This is a genomic window from Sphingobium psychrophilum (assembly GCF_012927105.1).
GTDB lineage: Bacteria > Pseudomonadota > Alphaproteobacteria > Sphingomonadales > Sphingomonadaceae > Sphingobium > Sphingobium psychrophilum.
In genome coordinates this window covers 21,120-44,034 of sequence record NZ_JABBFV010000012.1, presented here as the reverse complement: position 1 = coordinate 44,034, position 22,915 = coordinate 21,120, and the positions used below count along the sequence as shown (strand labels likewise).

Below are 22,915 nucleotides of genomic sequence, written 5' to 3'. Positions count from 1 at the left end.
CTTGCCGTCATCGCCTTCCACACTCGCGCGTATACGTGAGAGACTTATTTCCGGGGCCTAAATGCAGCTTGTCATCGTAGAATCGCCGGCCAAGGCGAAGACCATCGAGAAATATCTGGGCGGCGATTTCCATGTCCTCGCCAGTTATGGCCATATTCGCGACCTGCCCGCCAAGGACGGGTCGGTGGACCCGGACGACGGCTTTGCGATGTCCTGGGAAAATTATGGCGACAAGGGCAAGCAGCTCAAGGCCATTGCCGACGCGTCCAAGAAGGCGACGCGCCTGATCCTGGCGACTGACCCTGATCGCGAAGGGGAAGCGATCAGCTGGCATGTGCAGGAGGTGCTGCGCGCCAAGAAGGCATTGCCTCCGGTCGTAGACCGGGTGACGTTCAACGCGATCACCAAGGCGGCGGTGCTGGAGGCGATGGCCAAGCCGCGCGCGCTGGACGAGGATCTGATCGACGCCTACCGCGCGCGCCGCGCGCTAGACTATCTGGTGGGCTTCACTTTATCGCCAGTGCTGTGGCGCAAGCTGCCCGGTGCCAAGTCGGCTGGGCGGGTGCAATCGGTCGCGCTGCGCCTGGTGGTGGAGCGCGAGCGGGAGATCGAAAGCTTTACCGCGCAGGAATATTGGTCGGTCGCCGCCGATATGGAGCAGGACGGCACCGCCTTTACCGCGCGCCTCGTCCGCTGGAAGGGTGAAAAGATCGAGCGGCTGACGATCGGTCGCGAGGGCGACGCGATGGCGGCCAAGGCCGATGTCGAAGCCGGGCGCTTTACGGTGGAGAAGGTCGAGACAAAGCCGCTCACCCGCAACCCGCCGCCGCCCTTCACGACATCGACCATCCAGCAGGAGGCCGCGCGGAAGCTCGGCTTTTCTGCCAGCCATACGATGCGGATCGCACAGCAACTCTATGAAGATGGCGCGATCACCTATATGCGGACCGATGGCGTGCAGATGGACCATAGCGCCATCTCCGCTGCTCGCGCCGCGATCGCGCAGCGCTATGATGGCGGCTATGTGCCGGACAAGCCGCGCATCTACCAGACCAAGGCGAAGAATGCGCAAGAAGCGCATGAAGCCATCCGTCCGACCGATTTTTCGCGCGACAAGGTGGGCAGCGGCGATCACGCGCGGCTTTACGACCTGGTGTTCAAGCGGGCGCTGGCCAGCCAGATGGCGTCGGCGCGGCTGGAACGCACGACCATCGACATGAACGACGCCACCGGCACGCATACGCTGCGCGCGACGGGACAGGTGGTGATCTTCCCCGGCTTCCTGGCGTTGTATGAGGAAGGGCGCGACGACAGCGACGATGACGACAGCAAGCTGTTGCCGCGGATGAGCGAGGGCGATACGCCGGCCAAGAAGAAGGTGACGGCGGACCAGCATTTCACCCAGCCGCCGCCGCGCTATTCCGAAGCATCGCTGGTCAAGCGGTTGGAGGAACTGGGGATCGGGCGTCCGTCCACCTATGCCTCGACCTTGCAGGTGCTCAAGGACCGCGACTATGTGCGGATCGAGAAGAACCGCTTCTTCGCCGAGGAAAGCGGGCGGCTGGTCACGGCCTTTCTGGAGCGCTTCTTCGAACGCTATGTGTCCTATGATTTCACGGCAGGGCTTGAGGACCAGCTGGACGATGTCTCCGGCGGCCGCGCCCAGTGGCAGGAAGTGCTGGAAGCCTTCTGGAAGGATTTCAAGCCCAAGACCGCCGAGATCATGGAGCAGAAGCCGTCGGATATCACCGCGGAGCTGGACAAGTTCCTCGAACCCATGCTGTTCCCGCCCAAGGCGGACGGCAGCAACCCGCGCGCCTGCCCGCTGTGTGCCGATGGGCAGCTTTCGCTGCGGGGCGGGCGCTTTGGCGCGTTCATCGCCTGCTCCAATTACCCGGAGTGCAAATATACGCGCAAGTTCGGCCAGCCGGGCGGCAAGGATGGCGAAGATACCGGGCCGGAAGTGCTGGGCCAGCATCCCGAGACTGGGCAGGATATCGTCAAGAAATCCGGCCGTTTTGGCCCCTATATCGAAATGGGCGAGGGCAAGGAGGCCAAGCGCGGGTCGATCCCCAAGGATCTGCCCGATGGCGAATTGACGCTGGATTGGGGCGTGAAGCTGCTGAGCCTGCCGCGCGAGGTGGGGCTGCATCCCGAAACCGGCTTGCCGATCGTGGCGAATATCGGGCGCTTCGGTCCCTATCTGCTGCATGACGGCAAATATGGGCGGCTGTCATCGACGTCGGAGATTTTCGAGGTCGGGATGAACAGCGCCGTCGTGAAGCTGGCGGAAGCGGCCAACCGTGGTCCGCGCAGCGCCGGGCGGGAGCCGTTGAAGGTGCTGGGCGCGCATCCGCGCACGGAACTGGAGATCAAGCTGATGGAGGGTCGCTACGGCGCTTACGTCACCGACGGCACGACCAATGCTACCCTGCCCAAGACGGTGGACAAGGACCAACTGACGCTGGAGGAAGCCGCGCAACTGATCGACGCGCGTGCCGCGGCGGCACCGGCGAAGAAGGGCAAGAAGGCGGCGCCGAAAAAGGCTGCGGCCAAGAAGCCCGCTGCCAAGAAGGACGGGGAAACCGTAAAAAAGCCGGCCGCCAAGAAGGCTTCTGCGAAGAAAGCTGCTCCGGCGAAGAAGGCGACTGCGGCGGAATAAGGTCAGGCGGCGCGCCGTACCTGGTTGCGGCCGCCGGTCTTGGCGGCATACATGGCGAGGTCGGCGCGGTGCAGGCTGGCCTCTATTGGCCGTATCGGATCGCTCGCGCTCAGGCCGATGCTGGCGGTCACGCGCACGATATGGCCGGACGCCGCACGTACCCGCAACGCCTGGATCGACGCGCGGACATGTTCGGCGCGGCGGGTCGCCAGGTCGGCGGCGCAATCGGTCAGGCAGACGGCAAATTCCTCGCCACCCAGTCGTCCGCTCAGGTCGGCCGGTCCCAGCGCCTGCGCGATGGCCGATCCCACCGCATGCAGGACGGCGTCGCCCGTCTGATGACCATGATCGTCGTTGAAGCGTTTGAAATGGTCGATGTCGATCAGCAGATACCAGTTGCCCGGCCGCGCATGAACCCGGCCAGCGCGGTCGAAAAAGGCGTTCCGGCTAAGCAGGCCGGTCAACCCGTCCCGATCGGCCAGATAGGCTAGTTCCTCCACACGCCGTTCCAATTCGTGGCGGAGCAGCCGGTTTTCTTCACCTTGCCGCACCAGCAGGACGCAGACCGGGGTGGAAATGCTGGCCGAACAGAAAATGCCGACACTGAAATAGCGCAGTGGGATGAACATGCCGGGGATGGTCGATACGATCGCCATGATGAGGATCGTCCCCATGACGGAGACGCCCACGGCAAAAGCGATTTTCTGTTTCGGTCCCATGGAACGGGGACGTAACGACATAAGGTAAAGGATGGATTGACCCTATGTCGTGAACATTCATTCCACCCAGTCGAGGCCGATGTCGCGATAGATGCTGCGGTCGTCCTCCCAATTTTCCTTCACCTTGACGTGGAGGTAGAGGTGGACCTTGACGCCCAACAGGGTGGCGAGTTCGGCGCGCGCCTTCGACCCGATTTCCTTCAGGCGCTGCCCGCCCTTGCCCAGTACGATGGCGCGTTGCGTCGGGCGACCGACCAGGATCTGTTGGTGGATTTCCACCGACCCGTCGTCGCGTTCCTTATATTGTTCGGTATCGACCGCGGTGGCGTAGGGGAGTTCGGCGTGGAGCTGGTGATAGAGTTGCTCGCGCGTGATTTCCGCGGCCAGCATACGGTCGGTGGCGTCCGACACCTGGTCTTCTGGGAAATGCCATGGCCCTTCCGGCATCGCTTTGGCGAAAGCGGCCTTGAGTTCGGGCAGGCCATCGCCGGTCGCGGCGGACACGAAGAAGATTTCGTCGAAACCCAACGTGTCGTTCAGCACCTGGGTATGGGTCAGCAGCTTTTCCTTGATCGCGATGTCGACCTTGTTGAGGATCAGCCATTTGCGTTCGGTGCGATGCTTGAGCGCTTCGATGATCGGTTCCAGCTTGGGGCCGCGCCCCGCCTTGCCATCGACCACCATCGCGATCAGGTCCGCGCCCTGTGCGCCGCCCCAGGCGGCCTGCACCATCGCGCGGTCCAGCCGCCGCTTCGGCGCGAAGATGCCGGGGGTATCGACCAGCACGATCTGCGCATCGCCCTCGATCGCGACACCCATGACGCGGGTGCGCGTGGTTTGCGCCTTGGGACTGGTGATCGCCACCTTCTGCCCCACGAGCGCGTTGACCAGCGTGGACTTGCCCGCATTGGGCGCGCCGACGACGGCGATGACGCCACAGCGCTGGGATGACTGAATTTCCGAACTTTCCAAATTAAACTCCGTTCGCCCTGAGCCTGTCGAAGGGCTTCACTTTTCTGTCTTTGATCGCGCCAAGGATGAGATCAACGTCCAGTCATCACGGATGAGGGCCAGCTTTTTCGCGCGGCTCCATCCCTTTATCTGTCGTTCGGCTTCAAGCGCCTCTATACGGCTGGAGAAGGCCTGCGACCAGACCAGTTTTAGAGGACTGCGTGTTTGCGTGTAGCCTGGGATTTGTCCGACTTCGTGTTGGCCAATCCTGACTTCCAGATTATCGGTATGACCGACGTAGAAGCTGCGGTCTGCGCAATGCAGCATGTAGGTCCAGAATGTCATATGCGGGCCGAAAAAGAGGGAAGGCCCTTCGACAGGCTCAGGGCGAACGGGGAGAAAGATTGGCGCGTCGTCAACCCGTCAGTTTCTCCAGCAGCGCCTTGGCGGCGGCCGTTTCAGCTTCCTGTTTGGAGGCGCCGGTGGCGGATGCTTCGCCCGCGCCCTTGATTGCGACGGTGACGGTGAAGCGGAGCGCGTGGTGCGGGCCGGAGCGGTCGGTCAGGACATATTCGGGCGGCTTGCGCTTGTTGGCGGCGGCCCATTCCTGAAGATAGGATTTGGGATGGCGCGGGGCGCTGGTCTGGGTATCGACCCGATTGCCCCAGAGGCGGCGGACGAGGGTGCGCGCCTCTTCCAGTCCGCCTTCCAGATAGAGGGCACCGATCAGTGCCTCCATCACGTCGCCCAGCACATTGTCGCTGTCGGCGGCGCCATCGTCGCGGGCCTGCTTGCCCAGCACCATATGGGTGGGAACACCAGCGATGCGAGCGACTTCGGCGCAGGTTTCGCCCGACACCAGCGCGTTGAAGCGGCGGGACAGCTTGCCTTCGGGTTCATCGGTGAAACGGTCGAACAGCCATTCCGAGATCAGCAGGCCCAGGATACGGTCGCCCAGAAATTCCAGCCGCTCATAGTTCAGCGCCTTGGCGCTGCCATGGGTCAGCGCCTGTTCGAATCGCGCCGGATTTTTCGGCGCGCGGCCGATCAGATCTTTCAGCCAGCCAGCCGTGTCGGGCCGGGGAGACGCAGCTTTCAAAAGCCTTCCCCGATACGGCTCCAGCGCGCGGCGGTGAACCAGGTCCAGGGCAGTATCCAGTTGGCGCTGCCGTCGGTCGAGAAGACGGAGATCATCGCCTTGCCCACCAGATTTTCTTCAGGAACGAGGCCGATGCCGCCCCCTTCGACCGCGGGGAAGCGGCTGTCGGCGCTGCGATCGCGATTGTCGCCCATCATGAAGAGATGGCCCTGCGGCACCAGTACGGTGTCACGATCGTCCGCCGCGCCATCGGGCAGCAGGTCGAGCACGTTGTAGCTTTTGCCGCCGGGCAGGGTTTCGCGGAACTGGGGGTAGCGGCACTGTTTGCCGCCGCCGGCCGCGGCTTCCTCGAAATCGGGGCGGTAACAGGGGGACGCGGCACCTTCCCTGGCGGCGGCGTCCTCCATATTCGGCGTCACCGGAATGACGAGATCGGCGACCTTCTGCTTGGGGATCGCCTGACCGTTCAGATAGACCGTCCCGCCACGCACGCCGATCATGTCGCCGGGCAGGCCGATGACGCGCTTGATATAGTCGTTCTTCTGATTTGGCGGGGCCTTGAACACCGCGACGTCGCCGCGCTGGGGCGTGGACGCCAGGATGCGGCCGGGAATCAAGGGAATCGAGAAGGGCAGCGAATAGCGCGAATAGCCATAGGGCCATTTGGCGACGAGCAGATAGTCGCCGATCAGCAGCCGCGGCTGCATCGATTCCGAGGGAATATTGAACGGCGATATGATGAAGCTGCGCAGGATGAAGACAAACAGCCCGAGCTTGGCGAGAAACCAGAGAAAGTCCCGCGTTTCCGATTTGGCAGTCATGGAGTGTCGTCTGATCCCTTGGAGAGGCCGAGAAAGCGGCCGTTGCGGCTTTTGAAGCGTGAACCATAGCGCGTCAAGCAGTCCTTAGCGATGCAAAGCACGCGGCTTTGCGCTAGACATAACGGGAATCGACCGGTGCAGCGTCGATATCGACCAACGTCATGAGGGATATATCCATGCCCAGTTCTGCACTGCCAAGTCCTTTGGCGGCGATCGCCGCGCTTCCGCAAGCCGATTTGAAGACCATTTTCACCACCGATCCCGACCGGCTGGACAAGCTGGTCCGATCCCAGGGTCCGATCCGGTTCGATTGGTCCAAGACGCATCTGACCGACGATGTGCTGGCGGGTTTCCTGGCGCTGGCCGACCAACAGGGCTTTGCGGCGCATCGCGATGCGCTGTTTTCGGGCGAGGCGGTGAACAATACAGAAGGCCGCGCTGCCGAGCATCCCGCTGAACGGGGGGAGGGCAATGCCGACAGCGTCGCCCATGCCAAGATGCTGCATCGGCGGATGCGCGGCCTGATCGACGCGATCGAGGCGGGCGCGCTGGGCGAGATTCGCCATATATTGCATATCGGCATTGGCGGGTCGGCGCTTGGCCCCAAGCTGATCGTCGATGCGCTGGACGGCGACGGGGTGCGGTACGATGTGGGTATCGTGTCCAATGTCGATGGCACCGCGCTGGAGCGGGCGATCGAGGGGTTCGATCCCAACGCCACGCTGATCGCGATCGCGTCCAAGACCTTCACCACCAGCGAGACGTTGCTGAATGCAGCGAGCGCGATCAACTGGATGGTCGAGGCAGGGGTGGACGATCCCTATGGCAAGGTGATCGCGCTGACCGCCGCGCCCGACAAGGCGATGGAATGGGGCGTGGATGAAACCCGCATCCTGCCCTTCGCCGAATCGGTGGGCGGGCGCTATTCGCTCTGGTCTTCGATCGGCTTTCCGGCCGCGCTGGCGCTGGGCTGGGATGCGTTCGAAAGCCTGCTGGAGGGGGCTGCGGCGATGGACCGGCATTTCCGCCTGTCCGATCCACGCGAGAACGCGCCGCTGATCGCGGCGTTCGTGGACCAATATTATACCCGCGTGATGGGGTGCCAGACCCGCGCGCTGTTCGCCTATGACGAGCGGCTGGCGCTGCTACCCTCCTACCTCCAGCAGCTGGAGATGGAGAGCAACGGCAAGAGCGTGCAGCGCGACGGCAGCCCAGTGGACGGCCCGACCGCGCCGATCACCTGGGGCGGGGTGGGCACCGATGCGCAACATGCGGTGTTCCAGTTGCTGCACCAGGGGACGATCGTCTCGCCGGTCGAGTTCATCGCGTCGATCGAGCCGGGCCATGCGCTGGACCCGGCGCATCATCGCGCTTTGCTGGTCAATTGCTTTGCGCAGGGCGCGGCGCTGATGCGGGGCAAGGACAATGATGCCGACCCGGCGCGCTCCTATCCCGGCAACCGGCCGTCGACGACGATCCTGCTGGACGACGTGACGCCCGAAGCGCTGGGGGCGCTGATCGCCTTCTACGAGCATCGGACCTTCGCCAATGCGGTGTTGATGGGGATCAACCCGTTCGACCAGTTCGGCGTGGAATTGGGCAAGGAGATCGCCAAGTCGATCGAGGCGGATGGGGCGGTCGGGTTCGATCCATCGACTATGGCGCTGATCGAGATCGCGCTGGGCGGGGAATAGTCAACAGCCGTTCGTTTCGAGCGTGTCGAGAAACGGTGGCGCTGGGCTTCCCGTTTTTCGACTGCGCTAGAAACGAACGGAGGTGGTTTGGCTGCCAGCAACAATATTCCCATTTGTAACTGGCGCTCTCACCCGCCATATCCGCGCCTATTCCATCGGAGGCCCGGCATGAGTGACTATGATTTCGACCTTTTCGTCATCGGTGCAGGATCGGGCGGCGTGCGGGCGTCGCGGGTCGCGGCGGCGCATGGCGCGAAGGTTGCGGTGGCCGAGGAGTTTCGCGTCGGCGGCACCTGCGTCATTCGCGGCTGCGTGCCTAAGAAGCTGCTCATCTATGGCGCGCATTTCGCCGAGGATTTGAAGGACGCCCGCCGCTTCGGCTGGGATGTGCCGGAATGCGGGTTCGAATGGACCACGCTGCGCGACAATGTGCTGGCCGAGGTCGATCGGCTGGAAGGCCTGTATGGCAATACGCTCGACAGCCATAAGGTCGAGGTGATCCGCGAGCGGGCGACCATTACCGGGCCGCATGGCGTGAAGCTGGCGAGCGGGCGGGAAGTGACGGCCAAGACGATCCTGGTCGCGACTGGCGCCTGGCCGGTGATCCCCGAAGTGGAGGGGGCCGAACATGGCATCACCAGCAACGAGGTGTTTCATCTGGAGGCGTGCCCAAAGCGGATCGTGATCGTCGGTGGCGGCTATATCGCCAACGAGTTCGCCGGCATCTTTCACCAGTTGGGCAGCCATGTGACGATGGTCAATCGTGGCAGCGACCTGCTGCGCGGTTATGACACGCAGATCCGCGACCGGCTGCTCCAGATTTCCATGACCAAGGGCATCAATTTCCGCTTCAATGCGAAGATGGAGCGGATCGAGAAGAATGAGGACGGCACGCTATGCGTCCGCTTTCAGGACGGCGACCCTGTCGCAGCCGATGTCGTGATGTTCGCGACCGGGCGCAAGCCGCTGACCGAAGGGCTGGGGCTGGAGACGGCAGGGGTCGAGTTGACCGAGAAGGGCGCGATCAGGGTCGACGACTATAGCCAGACCAGTTGCGAGAGCATCTATGCGGTGGGCGACGTCACCGACCGGCTGCAATTGACGCCGGTCGCGATCCGCGAGGGCCATGCCTTTGCCGATACCGTGTTTGGCGGGAACAAGCGCAAGGTCGATTATAGCTGTGTGCCGTCGGCCGTGTTCAGCCATCCGCCGCTGGCGGGCGTGGGCATGACCGAGGCGGAGGCCAAGAACCATTATGGCACGGTGAAGGTCTATACCTCCGATTTCCGTCCAATGAAGAATGTGCTGGCCGGACGCGAGGAGCGGGCGCTGTACAAGATGATTGTGGACGCGACGACCGACAAGGTGATCGGGCTGCACATGATCGGGCCAGATGCGCCGGAGATATTGCAGGCGGCCGCGGTCGCGGTGAAGGCCGGGCTGACCAAGCAGGATTTCGACGATACTGTGGCGCTGCATCCCAGCATGGCGGAAGAGCTGGTGCTGTTGAAATGACCTGATCCTCCCCGGTACGGGGAGGTGGCTGGCCATAGGCCAGACGGAGGGGGTGTGCCGTGCGGCGCCTCCCCTCCACCAATCGCTACGCGATCGGTCCCCCTCCCCGTGCCGGGGAGGAAAAGGTCACCACCAACGCGTCGCGCCACGCCGGTTGCGCCGGGTTTAGCGCGTGAATTTCGGTCACGCCGTGCAGGATGCGGTGGTCGTCGATCAGCATCGTGTCGCCCGCTTCCGTCAGGGTGAATTCGCCGAGCGGCGTGCCGTCGGGCGCGCCGATGCGGGTTACGCCTTCGCGGACGTTGCGGCGCTCCACCAGCATGACCAGCACATGATCCACCCCGTCGCGGTGCATTCCCTCGGGAGTAGGGGAGCCTGCCGCGCCCGGTTTCGCTTCGATGCGGAACTGGTGCATTTCCACATGCCAGTCGCCGCGGTGGGCGGTGTCGAAGCTGTCGGCGGCGAAGGCGAAGATCGCAGCGCAGACGGGGTTGGCGACCGTCGCCGCTTCGACCGGGTCGAACCAGCGCTGCACGTCGCCGTTGAGCGGGTTATAGTCCCGGCTTTGATAATGGGGCTGGTGCGGCTTGCGGGTGAAGCGCCCCCGTTCCAGCGCGAAGGCGGCGTGGCGGCGACGGCGATAGCGGCCGCCATCGGCCATGAAGAGGTCGGGGCCGAGATCGTTCCAACTGGCGGCGAAGGCCGACCAGTCGGGTTCGGCGATATCCAACCGACCGAACATCGCTGCGCCGGACAGGCGGGCATAGCCGTCCGTCAGCAGCGCATCGTCGATTCTGGATAGGCTGTCCGTGTCGCTCATCTTCGCTTCCTTAATGGAGGCAAGAGACGAGCGACAGGGCCAGTTTCCGCAGGGTGGGTTGGCACTCCCACCCCGTTCGTGCTGAGTGGGGTCTGAGCTTGTCGAAGTTGAACAGGTCGGATCGTCCCCCGGACGATCCTGAACCATCCGGGGGATGGTTCACCTGTTCAAGTATCGAAGCATCAGGCGCTGGGCTTGATCCTTCGATACGCCATTTCGACAGGCTCAATGGCTACTCAGGACGAACGGCGTAGGTGAGTGAACTCAGGCGATCGTCGGGACCATGCCGCCTTCGACACGGACCGCCGCGCCGTTGGTGGCGGCCGCCAAGGGGCTGGCGAGATAGGCGACCATCGCGCCGACTTCGTCCGCCTCGATCAGCCGCTTGATGAGCGAGAGGGGGCGGAGTTTGGTGAAGAATTCGGCTTCGCGATTGGCTTCGGAGGCGTCCTTATTGTCGACCACGGAGCGGATGAAGTCCACGATGCCTTCGGAACGGGTCGGGCCAGGAAGGACGCTGTTCACCGTGACGCCGGTGCCGCGGGTATGTTCGGCCAAGCCGCGCGAGATGGCGAGTTGGGCAGACTTGGTCATGCCATAATGGATCATCTCAGCGGGTGGCAACAAGGCGCTTTCGCTGGCGATGAACAGGACGCGGCCCCAGTTCTTTGCCAGCATTTGCGGGAAATAATGGCGGGCGAGGCGCGCGCCGCTGACGACGTTGACTTCGAAGATATGGTGCCAGTCTGCGTCGCTGATGTCCGCGAAGTCCTTGGCTTCGTAGATGCCCAGATTGTTGACGAGGATGTCAGTGGCGGGGACGGCGGCGATGAGCGCGGCGGCGCCTTCCGCCGTTGCGGGATCGGCGAGGACGGCGTTGACGGGCAGGCCGATGTCGGCCGCGGCAGCGTCCAGCTTGGACTGGCTGCGGCCGGTGATGGTGACGGCGACGCCCTCCTCCGCAAGGCGCTTGGCGATGGCCAGGCCGATGCCGGCGGTGGAGCCGGTGACGATGGCGGTCTTGCCGGTGAGTTTCAGGTCCATGGCTGTTTCCTTTTGAATGAGACAACGAGTTGAACAGTTAGATAGACTTTTTCCGATTGATGATTAGACTGCATGTCTTCATTTCAGAAGTGCATTGAAATCATGGATAACCGGTTCGGCGACGTCGAGAATTTCCTCATGGTGGCGGGCGAGGGCAGCTTTGCCGCGGCGGCCAAGATATTGCGGCTGACCCCGTCGGCGGTGAGCCGGTCGATCGCGCGGCTGGAGCAGCGGCTGGGCGTCGCGCTGGTGCGGCGGACGACGCGGTCGCTGGCGCTGACCCGCGAGGGGCAGGTTTATCATGACAAGATGATCGCGATATTGGGCGACATGATGGACGTGGAGAACAGCCTGAGCAGCGAAGGGCAGGGGCCGCGCGGGTTGTTGCGTATCAATGCCTCGCCGTCCTTTGGGTTCGAGTGCCTGATCCCGATTTTGCCGCGCTTTGGCGAACTGTATCCGGCGGTGACGGTGGACCTTACGCTGACCGATGCGATCGTGGATCTGGTCGAGGAGCGGGCGGACATCGCGATCCGCATCGGACCGCTGCGGGATACAAGGCTGCGGGCGAAGAAGTTGGGGCATAGCCGGATGGTGCTGGTCGCCAGCCCCGATTATCTGGCGCGGCGGGGGACACCGACGACGCCCGATGATTTGGCGGCGCATGAATGTTTGCGCTTCAGCTTTCGACGGTCAGTGGATAGCTGGCCGTTCCGGGTGAAGGGCAGGCTGGTGCAGCGGCCGGTGCAGGGGGCGTTTTTCGGCAATTCGGGCGAGGTGGTACGGCGCATGGCGATCGCGGGCGGCGGCATTGCGCGGCATGGGCGGTTTCATGTGGCGAGCGATTTGCGCGAGGGGCGGCTGGTGGAGGTGCTGGCTGATTATGATGCGGGGGACGGGGAGGATATTCACGCGCTGTATGCGGCGGAGGATCGCGGCGCGGCAAGGGTGCGGGCGTTTCTGGATTTTCTGGACGGGACGCTGGTGGTGGAGGGGTGAGCGGGGGTTGCGCTTTGCCTGTCGGTGCATCAAGCTGTTGAGATCAATGGGAGTTATCCATGTTCGCTCTTTTGTTGCTGCTGCAATTTCCAAGCGATATCGTTGTAACCGGGCAAAAGCTGGAGCAGGTGCAGGCAGAATGCGCCAAGGGCGGATGTACGCCGTTGCGCGACGCGCAAGCCACTATTGCGCTGGCCGAAGTCCAGTTTCGCGACGGAGACTATCAAAAGGCCAAGGCTCTGCTGGCCGCCGCCGCATCACGTAACGAGAAATATGCCGCGGAGGCGCCGCGCCCGGTCGCTGCGCTTTATGAAGCCTATGCCACTGTCGCGTTGCACGAAGGCAGCAAGCTGGATTATCGCCGCGCGACGTCCAAGCAGGTGCAGACGTTGCGCGACAACCTGCCCCAGGATGATCCTGCCGTGTTTGCCGCGACAACTGCTTATGGTGACATGTGGATCGAATTGCGTCGTTTCCGCGAAGCGGAGGCTGCGTTCAGCGCGGCGGAAAAGTCGGCCCTGTCGTCCGGTCAGGATGGGGCCGCATTTATAGCGGGCATGAAGCGTGCCTGGATCAAGTCTGCCATGGGGCAGCGCCAAGAGGCCGCGTCGATGCTCGACGCATTGGCGCGACGCCCGATCGCGCAACAAGCGTCCTACAGGTCCGCGCTGCGCGTGCTGCGTCTACGCCTGGCGGCGCGGGATGCGAATGGGACCGAGATCGATCGGCTGGTCAAAGACATCGGTGAAGACCAGAGTGGCGGGCCAGTGCTTATTTCCGCTCCTGCCTATGAGGATGACGCGGTTACCAAGGCGAACAATGCGTCCCGCGCCTTTGACATGACGAATGCGATCGATGTCGGTAGCGCAGAAACGTCCAGCATTCGCTGGGCCGACGTCGGATTTTCCATACGCCCGGACGGGCGCACCGCGGACATTGAGGTGTTGCGCGGAGTGGGAGCGAAGGCCTGGCTGACCCCTGCTCTGCGCCAGATTGCCGGACGGCGCTATTCAACCACCACCGGCGCAGGCAACCAAGGCGCTTATCGCGTCGAACGCTACACATTGCGTGCGGAATATATGGTGCCCAAAGGCAGCCTGATAGCGCGGCGCGCACCGACCGGCGGCTTCGACGTGCTGGACCTCACACAAGCACCTGCCGCGCCGCCGCCAGCGGAACGGGACACCGCTCACCCAATCCAGTAAGGCACGATCTGGCGGTTGTCCGGGTCGACATGGATCGGGCGGTCCGCCGGAGGAAAGGCGCGCTGGTCGCAGCTTTGGCGGGGGCAGAGGCGGCAGGTGATGCCGATGGGGGTGGCGGCGCCCTCCTCCTGCAAATGCAAGCCATCGGCATAGACGAAGTTGGCGGCGTGGGCGACTTCGCAGCCCAGCACCACAGCGTAGCGGCGGGGGGTGCGCTTGTAGCTGCCCGAAGGTTTCACCAGCCCCTTCGCCATCGATACATAGCGCACGCCGTCGGGGGTTTCGCCCAGTTGCACGTTGATGCGGTCGGGCACGGCGACGGCTTCATGCACGTTCCACAGGGGGCAGGCGCCGCCGAAGCGGGCGAATTGCAGGCGGGTGGCGCTATGGCGTTTGGTGATGTTGCCGGCCATGTCGACGCGGCAGAAGAAGAAGGGGATGCCGCGCAGGCCGGGGCGCTGGAGCGTGGAGAGGCGATGGCAGGCCTGTTCGAAGCTGACGCCGAAGGTGCGGCCGAGCCGGTCGATATCGTGGCGCATCGTCCGCGCCGCTTCCCGAAACGGGGCATAGGGCATGAGCAGCGCGCCCGCGGCGTAATTGCCAAGGCCGATCGCCAGCAGCCGGTCTGCGCCGGGGACGGGCAGGGCGGCCTTGCTTACGACGTCGGCGATCACCGCCTGCCCCTCCAGCATCATGAGCTGGTGGGAGAGCATGAATTTGCGGCTTTCGGTCGGCAGCGCGGCGTTGACGAACAGGCGCTTGTCGGCGCGGGTGTAACTGCGCAGCGAAGAGCCGGGGGTGTCGGCGATCAGCGTTTCGATGCCGTGGCGGCGGGCCAGCGCCTCTACCAGCATCCCTTCGTCCAGGGATTGCCCGGCGGTGAAGCTTTCGGCCATGTCTTCGGCCAGGCAGTCGATGCTGTGGACATAATTGCCCGCTTCATGAAACCAGTCGCGGGCGGCTTCCCACGGCAAACGCGCCTGCACTTCATGATCGTTGGCAATCGCTTCCTCAATCATGTTGATGCGTTCGTTGGCGCGCATATGGGCGTTGTAGAGATCGACATAGCGGGCGGCAAATTCGGGAAATTGCAGGTGCAGCTTCTCGATCCGCTCCGGCTCCATCTGGTTGCCGGGCAGTTCGGGATGCCCCAGCGCATAGGTGAAGGCGCCGAGTAGCTGCTCATCCTCCCGGCTGTCGAAACTGGCCCAGTCGGTGGGAAAGGCGCTGGCGAGCGCGGCCTTGACCTTGGCGGTCAGGGGACGATCGTCATTTTCCATCTGCGAAAGATAGGATACGGATATGCCCAGCGCCTGCGCCATCGTCGCCTGGTCCATCCGATGGTCCAGACGCAGTTGGCGCAGGCGCGGGCCTGCGAAGATACGGTTGCCACGTGCCATAAACTGCACCGTAATTTGCGAAGTCGTGATTTGCAATTTAGCAAATTTGCATTTGCGAAAAAAGTGAAAGCCCGCGTAGGGATGGTTCAAGGCGGCACCATCGTACATCTGGTGCCGCAAATTCGGAGAGATGCCCGCATGTCGAAGCTCGCCATTATCGAACAGCTCGAAGCCAAGCGCGAAGGCGCACGCATGGGCGGCGGCCAACGCCGCATCGACGCGCAGCATGCCAAGGGCAAGCTGACCGCGCGCGAGCGGCTGGACGTGCTGCTGGACGAGGACAGCTTTGAAGAGCTGGACATGTATGTCGAGCATAATTGCGTCGATTTCGGCATGGACGAGCAGCATATTCCGGGCGACGGCGTCGTCACCGGATCGGGCACGATCAACGGCCGGCTGGTGTTCGTGTTCAGCCAGGATTTCACCGTCTATGGCGGCGCGGTGTCGGAACGGCATGCGATGAAAATCTGCAAGATCATGGACATGGCGTTGAAGGTCGGTGCGCCGGTCATCGGCCTTAACGACAGCGGCGGCGCGCGGATTCAGGAGGGCGTGGCTTCGCTCGCCGGTTATGCGGAGATTTTCCAGCGCAATGTGCTGGCCAGCGGCGTGGTACCGCAGATCAGCGTCATCATGGGGCCATGCGCAGGCGGGGCGGTCTATTCGCCCGCGATGACCGACTTCATTTTCATGGTGAAGGACAGCAGTTTCATGTTCGTGACCGGACCAGATGTGGTCAAGACGGTGACGAACGAGGTGGTCACGCAGGAGGAACTGGGCGGCGCGGTGACGCATACGACCAAGTCCGGCGTGGCGGACGTGGCGTTCGAAAATGATATCGAGGCGCTGCTCGCGGTGCGCGATTTCGTGGACTTTCTGCCGGCGTCGAACCGCAAGCCGGTGCCGGAGCGGCCGAGCGCGGACGATTGGGACAGGATCGAACCGAGCCTGGATACGCTGATCCCGGCCAATGCGAACCAGCCCTATGACATGCACGAACTGATCCGCAAGGTGGTGGACGAGGGCGATTTCTTCGAGGTGCAGCCGGCGCATGCAGGCAATATCCTGTGCGGGTTCGGCCGGGTCGAGGGCAAGACGGTAGGGATCATCGCCAACCAGCCGATGGTGCTGGCGGGCGTGCTGGATATCAATTCATCTAAGAAGGCGGCGCGGTTCGTGCGCTTTTGCGATGCGTTCGAGATTCCGATCGTGACCTTTGTCGACGTGCCCGGCTTCCTGCCGGGCACCGCGCAGGAGCATAGCGGCATCATCAAACATGGCGCGAAATTGCTGTTCGCCTATGCCGAGGCGACCGTGCCAAAGATCACGGTGATTACGCGCAAGGCCTATGGCGGGGCCTATGACGTCATGTCGTCCAAGCATCTGCGCGGCGATTTGAACTATGCCTGGCCGACCGCGGAGATCGCAGTGATGGGGGCGAAGGGCGCGGTGGAGATCATCTTCCGCGGCAAGACCGCGGACGAGATCGCCGAGCGGACGGCGGAATATGAGGGGCGCTTCGCCAACCCGTTCGTGGCGGCGAGCAAGGGCTTCATCGACGAGGTGATCCAGCCGCATTCGACGCGGCGGCGGATCGCGCTGGGGCTGCGCAAGCTCAAGAATAAGAGCCTGGAGAATCCGTGGAAGAAGCATGACAATATTCCGCTTTGACGGCCCGAAGGGTCGTCATCCCAGCGAAGGCTGGGACCGCGTGCAGCCAAGTCGGGCCATGAGGCCTGAGACCCCAGCCTTCGCTGGGGTGACTGATTAGGAAAGCGATATGAAACTCGGCCGTCTCAACCATATCGGCGTCGCCACGCCGTCGCTGGAAAAGAGCATCGCTTATTATCGCGACGTGATGGGCGCGACGACAATTCACGAACCGTTCGACCTGCCCGCGCAGGGGGTGAAGGTGTGTTTCGTCGATACGCCGGGCGAGAATGGGACCGCGGGTACGCAGATCGAGTTGATCGAGCCGTTCGATGCGACGTCGCCGATCACCGCCTTCATCGCCAAGAACCCGGCCGGGGGGCAGCATCATATGTGCTATGAAGTGGCCGATATCCATGAGGCGAAGGCGTGGTTCGAGGCCAAGGGCGCGCGGGTGCTGGGCGAGCCGCGGATCGGGGCGCATGGCACGCCGATCTTCTTCGTGCATCCCAAGGATATGAACGGGGTGCTGACCGAGATCATGGAGACGCCGAAGGGCGGGCACTGAACTAAACTCCTCTCCCGCAAGCGGGAGAGGATATGGAGGCTTGGTAGCTTGCTGCCTAGCCGGAGTTGGTGAGGGCCTGCCGTGCAGAAGACCCTCACCACTGCGACTAAGGCCCGCTTCGCGGTCCTAAGTCTCGTTGCCTCTCCCGCCTGCGGGAGAGGGGTAGAAGGTAGGGTAGAATATGACCGACAAGCCGACGCTGGACCAATGGGCCGCCGCTGCCGACAAGGAAGTGAAGGGCAAGGATTTGACGTGGCAGACCCCGGAAGGGATTGCCGTCAAGCCGCTCTACACAGCCGACGACGTGACCGTCGATCCCGGCCTGCCCGGCTTTGCGCCATTCACCCGCGGGGTTAAGGCCAGCATGTATGCGGGGCGCCCCTGGACCATCCGGCAATATGCGGGCTTTTCGACCGCCGAAGCTTCCAACGCCTTCTATCATCGCAACCTGAAGGCGGGTCAGAAGGGGTTGTCGGTCGCGTTCGATCTGGCCACCCATCGCGGCTATGACAGCGACCACCCGCGCGTCACCGGCGACGTCGGCAAGGCGGGCGTGGCGATCGACACGCTGGACGACATGAAGATATTGTTCGACGGTATTCCGCTCGACAAGATGAGCGTGTCCATGACGATGAACGGCGCGGTCATTCCCATCCTGGCCTTCTTCATCGTCGCGGGCGAGGAGCAGGGCGTTGATCGCAAGCTGCTCGACGGGACCATCCAGAACGACATCCTCAAGGAGTTCATGGTCCGCAACACATACATCTACCCGCCCGAACCATCGATGCGGATCATCAGCGACATTTTCGGTTACACGTCGCGTGAGATGCCCAAGTTCAACAGCATCTCCATTTCCGGCTATCATATGCAGGAAGCCGGCGCGACGCAGGTGCAGGAACTGGCCTTCACCATCGCCGACGGCATGGAATATGTGAAATATGGCGTGGCGAGCGGCCTGGACATCGACAAGTTCGCGGGTCGCCTGAGCTTCTTCTTCGCGATCGGCATGAACTTCTTCATGGAAATCGCCAAGCTGCGGGCCGCGCGGGTGCTGTGGCATCGGGCGATGACGGAGTTGGGCGCGAAGGACGAGCGGTCCAAGATGCTGCGCACCCATTGTCAGACCAGCGGCGTGTCGCTGACCGAGCAAGACCCCTATAATAACGTCATGCGCACCACGATCGAGGCGATGGCCGCGATGCTGGGGGGCACGCAGTCGCTGCATACCAATGCGCTGGACGAGGCGATCGCGCTGCCTACCGATTTTTCCGCCCGGATCGCGCGCAACACGCAGATCGTGATTCAGGAAGAGACGGGCATGTGCAATGTCGTCGATCCGCTGGGTGGCAGCTATTATGTCGAGGCGCTGACGCAGCAACTGGTCGATGAAGCCTGGGCGATCATCGAAAAGGTGCAGGCCGATGGCGGCATGGCCAAGGCCGTGGCGGCGGGCTGGCCCAAGGCGATGATCGAAACGGCAGCGGCGGCGCGGCAGGCGCGGGTCGATCGTGGCGACGACGTGATCGTGGGCGTCAACAAATATCGGCTGGCGACCGAGGATTTGCTCGAAACGCTCGACATCGACAATGCGGCGGTACGCGAAGGGCAGATCGCGCGGATCAACAAGGTGAAGGCGGAGCGCGACAGCGCGGCCTGCGAGGCCGCGTTGCAGGCGCTGCGCGATGGCGCGGCGGCACCGGCAAGCCTGGAGAACAACCTCCTCGCCCTCGCCGTGGAATGCGCCCGCGCCCGCGCAACGCTGGGCGAGATTTCCGCCGCGATGGAGGAAAGCTTCCACCGCTATGGCACGCAGCCGACGCCGGTGAAGGGCGTCTATGCGGCGCCCTATGCCGGCGACAGCCGCTGGCAACAGGTACTTGACGGCGTGCAGGCCGTCGAGCGGCGCCTCGGTCGCAAGCCCAAACTCCTCGTCGCCAAGATGGGGCAGGATGGGCATGACCGGGGCGCCAATGTGATTGCGTCGGCGTTCGGCGATCTGGGCTTTGACATAGTATCGGGACCGCTGTTCCAGACACCGGACGAAACGGTGGTGCTGGCGTTGCAGAATGACGTCGATGTGGTCGGCGCGTCCAGCCTGGCGGCGGGGCACAAGACACTGATCCCCGACCTGATCGCCAAGCTGCGGGAGGCGGGGCGGACGGACATCAAGGTGATCGCAGGCGGGGTCATTCCGGCCAAGGATTACGACTTCCTTCGTGACGCAGGCGTCCAGGGCATTTATGGGCCAGGCACCAACGTCGTGGAGGCGGCAGCCGACGTGCTGCGCCTCCTCGGCCACAACATGCCCCCTGCGGGGATCGAGGACGCTGCATGAATAGCCTGACTGCCCGTAATGACTGGACCCGCGCCGAAATTGCCGCGCTGTTCGACCTGTCGTTCAACGATTTGATGTTTGAGGCGCAGTCGATCCATCGCGCGAATTTTCCGCGCAATGAGGTTCAACTGTCCACCCTGCTGTCGATCAAGACCGGCGGTTGCCCGGAGGATTGCGGTTATTGCAACCAGTCGGCGTCGGCGGAAAGCGGCCTGAAGGCCGAAAAGCTGATGAGCGTGCAGGCGGTGATGCAGGCGGCGGCGCAGGCGAAGGACGCGGGCAGCTCGCGCTTTTGCATGGGCGCGGCGTGGCGCAATCCGAAGGAGCGGGACATGCCCGCCATCGTCCAGATGGTGCAGGGCGTGCGCCAGATGGGCATGGAAACCTGCATGACGCTGGGGATGCTGAGCGAGGGGCAGGCCAAGGTGCTGGCCGACGCTGGCCTGGATTATTACAACCATAATATCGACACGTCGCCTGAGCATTATGAGAAGGTGATTACGACGCGGACCTTTGGCGACCGGCTGGAAACGCTGGAAAATGTCCGCAATTCGGGGATCAACGTCTGTTCGGGCGGGATCGTGGGCATGGGCGAGACGCGCGAGGACCGGGTTGGGTTTCTGCACGCACTGGCGGTGTTGCCGGCCCATCCGCAGAGCGTGCCGATCAACGCGCTGGTGCCGGTCAAGGGCACGGTGCTGGGCGACATGCTGGCCGACACGCCGCTGGCGAAAATTGACGAAATCGAGTTTGTGCGGACGGTTGCGGTCGCGCGGATCGTGATGCCGGAGAGCATGGTGCGGCTGTCTGCGGGGCGTGAGAGCATGTCGGAAGCGTGCCAGGCTTTGTGCTTCATGGCGGGCGCGAACAGCATCTTCACCGGCGACAAGCTGCTGACCACGGCGAATGCGGGCGACAATGCGGATGCGGCGCTGTTCGCCAAGCTGGGCGTGGTGCCGATGCAGGCCGAGGTGAAGGTTGCGATGGAAGCGGCTGAGTGATTTTCTCACCCACCTCCGTCACCCCGGACTTGATCCGGGGGCCCGCTCCTTCTTTCCGGTTGCGCGTGAAGAAAGCGGGATGCCGGATCAAGTCCGGCATGACGGGTGAATATAAGGGGCCGGTCAATTGAAGGCTTGGCCAATGATCGCTCTGTTGATGATCGTGCTTGTCGGCCTTGGTTGGATAATGTTGCAGTCGGGCATGTTCATGCACGGCGATTAAGAAATACCCCGTTCGCCCTGAGCGAAGTTGAAGGGCTCCACTGAACGAAGTGAAGTGCCTTCGCTCCGCTCAGGAGAAGGCTTCGACTTCGCTCAGCCCGAACGGGATTAGAAATTTGGACTGGGACAGGGAATAAAATGGCAATCACCAAGATCCTGATCGCGAACCGTGGCGAAATTGCGTGTCGTGTAATGCGTACGGCCAAGAAGATGGGCATCAAGACCGTTGCGGTCTATTCCGATGCCGATGCGCGCGCACCGCATGTGCTGATGGCGGATGAGGCGGTGCATATCGGCCCTTCGCCCGCCGCGCAGTCCTATCTGATCGCCGACAAGATCATCGAAGCCTGCAAGCAGACCGGCGCGGATGCGGTGCATCCGGGCTATGGTTTCCTGTCGGAGCGCGAAAGCTTCCGCAAGGCGCTGGACGCCGAGGGCATCATCTTCGTCGGGCCGCCCGCCAATGCGATCGCGGCGATGGGCGACAAGATCGAGTCCAAGAAACTCGCCCTCGAAGCCGGCGTCAATGTCGTTCCCGGTTTCGTCGGCGTGATTGACGACACCGAACATGCCGTCAAAATCTCCAACGAGATCGGCTATCCGGTGATGATGAAGGCGTCGGCGGGCGGCGGCGGCAAGGGGATGCGGCTGGCCTATAGCGAGCAGGATGTTCGCGAAGGCTTCGAGGCGACCAAGCGTGAGGGGCTGGCCAGCTTCGGCGACGACCGCGTGTTCATCGAGAAGTTCATCGAAAGCCCGCGCCATATCGAAATCCAGATATTGGGCGATCAGCATGGCAATATCGTCTATCTGAACGAACGCGAATGTTCGATCCAGCGCCGCCATCAGAAGGTGGTCGAGGAAGCGCCGTCGCCCTTCGTTACGCCCAAGATGCGGAAGGCCATGGGCGAGCAGTGCGTCGCGCTGGCCGCGGCTGTCGGCTATTTCAGCGCCGGCACGGTCGAACTGATCGTGTCGGGTGCGGATACGACCGGGGAGGGCTTCTACTTCCTGGAAATGAACACGCGGCTCCAGGTCGAGCATCCCGTCACCGAGGAGATCACCGGCGTCGACCTGGTCGAGCAGATGATCCGCGTCGCCAACGGCGAGAAGTTGAGCTTCACCCAGGATGACGTCAAGATCAACGGCTGGGCGATCGAGAATCGCGTTTACGCCGAAGACCCCTATCGCGGCTTCCTGCCGTCGACCGGCCGCCTGATCCGCTACAATCCGCCCGAAACCGGCGCGGACGAGAGCGGCGCGCTGATCCGCGTGGATGACGGCGTGGAGGAGGGCGGCGAAGTGTCCATGTTCTACGATCCGATGATCGCCAAGCTCATCACCTGGGCGCCGACGCGGCTGGAGGCGATCGACAAGCAGATCGAGGCGCTCGACAAGTTCGAGATCGAAGGGCCGGGGCATAATATCGATTTCGTGTCGGCGCTGATGCAGCATGAGCGGTTCCGGTCGGGCAACATCACGACGGGCTTCATCGCGGAGGAATATCCCGACGGGTTTCAGGGTGCGCCCGCGTCGCCCGAATTGCTCCAGCGGCTGTCGGCGATCGGCGCGTTCGCGGCGATGGCGCAGGCCGACCGGGCGCGGCGGATCGACGGGCAGTTGGGCAAGCGGCTCGCCCCGCCGACCGGCTGGCAGGTCAAGATCGGGGACGCGGTCCATGACGTCGTGATTGATGGCGACGAGGTCAGCGTGGATGGCGAAGAGATCGACATGGCGCTGGAATATACGCCTGGCGACCGGCTGATCGAGGCGGAGTTTGGCGAAGACGAGTTGGCGGTGCGGATCGCGCCGGTGCGGTCGGGTTTCCTGCTGACGGCGCATGGGGCCAGCCACAAACTGCGTATCCTGCCTGCCCATGCTGCGCCGCACGCGCAGCATATGATCGACAAGATCCCGCCCGACCTGTCGCGCTTCCTGATCTGCCCGATGCCGGGCCTGCTAGTCGCGTTACATGTGGCGGCGGGCGACAAGGTCGAGGCCGGGCAGCCGCTCGCCGTGATCGAGGCGATGAAGATGGAAAATATCCTGCGCGCGCAAAAGGCGGGCACCGTCAAGAGCGTGTCGGCTACGCAGGGCGAGAGCCTGGCGGTGGACGCGGTTATATTGGAGATGGAGTGAGGAGGTTGCGTTTTCCCGCGAAGGCGGGAATCCACTTCAGACGGTAGAACTGGATTCCCGCCTTCGCGGGG

At 63.2% G+C, this 22,915-nt stretch carries 18 protein-coding genes; 10 read left to right on the top strand and 8 right to left on the bottom strand.

What is annotated here, in order from left to right:
• The first annotated feature begins 61 nt into the window (after positions 1-61).
• Complete coding sequence (topA, locus tag HHL08_RS16120; RefSeq protein WP_169574091.1) at positions 62-2,662, top strand: type I DNA topoisomerase; 2,601 nt, start codon at positions 62-64, stop codon at positions 2,660-2,662.
• Positions 2,663-2,664: 2 nt separating this feature from the next.
• Here the strand turns inward: topA and HHL08_RS16115 are convergent, their stop codons facing one another.
• The 5 genes from HHL08_RS16115 to lepB all read right to left on the bottom strand — a co-directional run bounded on the left by HHL08_RS16115 (position 2,665) and on the right by lepB (position 6,252).
• On the bottom strand, positions 2,665-3,381 hold the full coding sequence (locus HHL08_RS16115) for a GGDEF domain-containing protein (RefSeq protein WP_169574090.1): 717 nt from the start codon (positions 3,379-3,381) through the stop codon (positions 2,665-2,667).
• Between the two features lie 57 nt (positions 3,382-3,438).
• Complete coding sequence (era, locus tag HHL08_RS16110; RefSeq protein ID WP_169574089.1) at positions 3,439-4,353, bottom strand: GTPase Era; 915 nt, start codon at positions 4,351-4,353, stop codon at positions 3,439-3,441.
• A 36-nt stretch (positions 4,354-4,389) separates the two neighbouring features.
• Entirely contained in the window at positions 4,390-4,677 is a 288-nt protein-coding gene (locus HHL08_RS16105) for a GIY-YIG nuclease family protein (RefSeq protein WP_169574088.1), read from the bottom strand.
• 70 nt (positions 4,678-4,747) lie between these two features.
• The gene (gene rnc, locus HHL08_RS16100) at positions 4,748-5,431 is read right to left on the bottom strand and encodes a ribonuclease III (protein ID WP_169574087.1); all 684 of its coding nucleotides are present in this window, start codon (positions 5,429-5,431) and stop codon (positions 4,748-4,750) included.
• Positions 5,428-6,252, bottom strand: coding sequence for a signal peptidase I (gene lepB / locus HHL08_RS16095; protein WP_169574086.1), 825 nt, complete (start codon positions 6,250-6,252; stop codon positions 5,428-5,430). Before lepB ends, rnc begins: the two co-directional genes overlap by 4 nt.
• A gap of 191 nt (positions 6,253-6,443) precedes the next feature.
• On the opposite strand from lepB, the gene pgi reads away from it, so the two are divergent.
• The gene (gene pgi, locus HHL08_RS16090) at positions 6,444-7,946 is read left to right on the top strand and encodes a glucose-6-phosphate isomerase (RefSeq protein ID WP_169574156.1); all 1,503 of its coding nucleotides are present in this window, start codon (positions 6,444-6,446) and stop codon (positions 7,944-7,946) included.
• 168 nt (positions 7,947-8,114) lie between these two features.
• Entirely contained in the window at positions 8,115-9,461 is a 1,347-nt protein-coding gene (gor, locus tag HHL08_RS16085) for a glutathione-disulfide reductase (protein WP_169574085.1), read from the top strand.
• Positions 9,462-9,546: 85 nt separating this feature from the next.
• Here the strand turns inward: gor and HHL08_RS16080 are convergent, their stop codons facing one another.
• Together HHL08_RS16080 and HHL08_RS16075 are read right to left on the bottom strand one after the other, a co-directional pair.
• The gene (locus HHL08_RS16080; RefSeq protein WP_169574084.1) at positions 9,547-10,281 is read right to left on the bottom strand and encodes a 2OG-Fe dioxygenase family protein; all 735 of its coding nucleotides are present in this window, start codon (positions 10,279-10,281) and stop codon (positions 9,547-9,549) included.
• Positions 10,282-10,545: 264 nt separating this feature from the next.
• Positions 10,546-11,325 (bottom strand): SDR family NAD(P)-dependent oxidoreductase, encoded by a 780-nt coding sequence (locus HHL08_RS16075; RefSeq protein ID WP_169574083.1) that lies wholly within the window; start codon positions 11,323-11,325, stop codon positions 10,546-10,548.
• Between the two features lie 102 nt (positions 11,326-11,427).
• Between HHL08_RS16075 and HHL08_RS16070 the strand changes: the two genes are divergently transcribed.
• The gene (locus tag HHL08_RS16070; protein ID WP_169574082.1) at positions 11,428-12,324 is read left to right on the top strand and encodes a LysR family transcriptional regulator; all 897 of its coding nucleotides are present in this window, start codon (positions 11,428-11,430) and stop codon (positions 12,322-12,324) included.
• Between the two features lie 59 nt (positions 12,325-12,383).
• On the top strand, positions 12,384-13,529 hold the full coding sequence (locus HHL08_RS16065; RefSeq protein WP_169574081.1) for a hypothetical protein: 1,146 nt from the start codon (positions 12,384-12,386) through the stop codon (positions 13,527-13,529).
• Here HHL08_RS16065 and HHL08_RS16060 read toward each other — a convergent pair.
• A complete protein-coding gene (locus HHL08_RS16060) occupies positions 13,514-14,929 on the bottom strand; it encodes a helix-turn-helix domain-containing protein (protein ID WP_169574080.1) in 1,416 nt (471 codons plus the stop codon). The two genes, HHL08_RS16065 and HHL08_RS16060, sit on opposite strands and share 16 nt — an antisense overlap.
• 138 nt (positions 14,930-15,067) lie before the next feature.
• On the opposite strand from HHL08_RS16060, the gene HHL08_RS16055 reads away from it, so the two are divergent.
• The 5 genes from HHL08_RS16055 (at position 15,068) to HHL08_RS16035 (ending at position 22,844) form a co-directional block, all read left to right on the top strand.
• Positions 15,068-16,600 (top strand): acyl-CoA carboxylase subunit beta, encoded by a 1,533-nt coding sequence (locus tag HHL08_RS16055; protein WP_169574079.1) that lies wholly within the window; start codon positions 15,068-15,070, stop codon positions 16,598-16,600.
• 109 nt (positions 16,601-16,709) lie between these two features.
• Positions 16,710-17,147: a methylmalonyl-CoA epimerase gene (gene mce / locus HHL08_RS16050; RefSeq protein ID WP_169574078.1), complete on the top strand. Its 438-nt coding sequence runs from the start codon at positions 16,710-16,712 to the stop codon at positions 17,145-17,147.
• Positions 17,148-17,328: 181 nt separating this feature from the next.
• Complete coding sequence (scpA, locus tag HHL08_RS16045) at positions 17,329-19,482, top strand: methylmalonyl-CoA mutase (RefSeq protein WP_169574077.1); 2,154 nt, start codon at positions 17,329-17,331, stop codon at positions 19,480-19,482.
• Positions 19,479-20,483: a biotin synthase BioB gene (bioB, locus tag HHL08_RS16040; protein WP_169574076.1), complete on the top strand. Its 1,005-nt coding sequence runs from the start codon at positions 19,479-19,481 to the stop codon at positions 20,481-20,483. The genes scpA and bioB overlap by 4 nt, the downstream gene beginning before the upstream one ends.
• A 360-nt stretch (positions 20,484-20,843) precedes the next feature.
• Positions 20,844-22,844: an acetyl-CoA carboxylase biotin carboxylase subunit gene (locus tag HHL08_RS16035; RefSeq protein ID WP_169574075.1), complete on the top strand. Its 2,001-nt coding sequence runs from the start codon at positions 20,844-20,846 to the stop codon at positions 22,842-22,844.
• The last annotated feature ends 71 nt before the right edge of the window (positions 22,845-22,915 follow it).

Bases quoted from the DNA above. Each gene is read 5' to 3' on its own strand.
- topA (WP_169574091.1), top strand. From the start codon at position 62: ATGCAGCTTGTCATCGTAGAATCGCCGGCCAAGGCGAAGACCATCGAG.
- HHL08_RS16115 (WP_169574090.1), bottom strand. From the start codon at position 3,381: ATGGGACCGAAACAGAAAATCGCTTTTGCCGTGGGCGTCTCCGTCATG.
- HHL08_RS16105 (WP_169574088.1), bottom strand. From the start codon at position 4,677: ATGACATTCTGGACCTACATGCTGCATTGCGCAGACCGCAGCTTCTAC.
- lepB (WP_169574086.1), bottom strand. From the start codon at position 6,252: ATGACTGCCAAATCGGAAACGCGGGACTTTCTCTGGTTTCTCGCCAAG.
- gor (WP_169574085.1), top strand. From the start codon at position 8,115: ATGAGTGACTATGATTTCGACCTTTTCGTCATCGGTGCAGGATCGGGC.
- HHL08_RS16080 (WP_169574084.1), bottom strand. From the start codon at position 10,281: ATGAGCGACACGGACAGCCTATCCAGAATCGACGATGCGCTGCTGACG.
- HHL08_RS16075 (WP_169574083.1), bottom strand. From the start codon at position 11,325: ATGGACCTGAAACTCACCGGCAAGACCGCCATCGTCACCGGCTCCACC.
- HHL08_RS16070 (WP_169574082.1), top strand. From the start codon at position 11,428: ATGGATAACCGGTTCGGCGACGTCGAGAATTTCCTCATGGTGGCGGGC.
- HHL08_RS16065 (WP_169574081.1), top strand. From the start codon at position 12,384: ATGTTCGCTCTTTTGTTGCTGCTGCAATTTCCAAGCGATATCGTTGTA.
- HHL08_RS16060 (WP_169574080.1), bottom strand. From the start codon at position 14,929: ATGGCACGTGGCAACCGTATCTTCGCAGGCCCGCGCCTGCGCCAACTG.
- HHL08_RS16055 (WP_169574079.1), top strand. From the start codon at position 15,068: ATGTCGAAGCTCGCCATTATCGAACAGCTCGAAGCCAAGCGCGAAGGC.
- mce (WP_169574078.1), top strand. From the start codon at position 16,710: ATGAAACTCGGCCGTCTCAACCATATCGGCGTCGCCACGCCGTCGCTG.
- scpA (WP_169574077.1), top strand. From the start codon at position 17,329: ATGACCGACAAGCCGACGCTGGACCAATGGGCCGCCGCTGCCGACAAG.
- bioB (WP_169574076.1), top strand. From the start codon at position 19,479: ATGAATAGCCTGACTGCCCGTAATGACTGGACCCGCGCCGAAATTGCC.
- HHL08_RS16035 (WP_169574075.1), top strand. From the start codon at position 20,844: ATGGCAATCACCAAGATCCTGATCGCGAACCGTGGCGAAATTGCGTGT.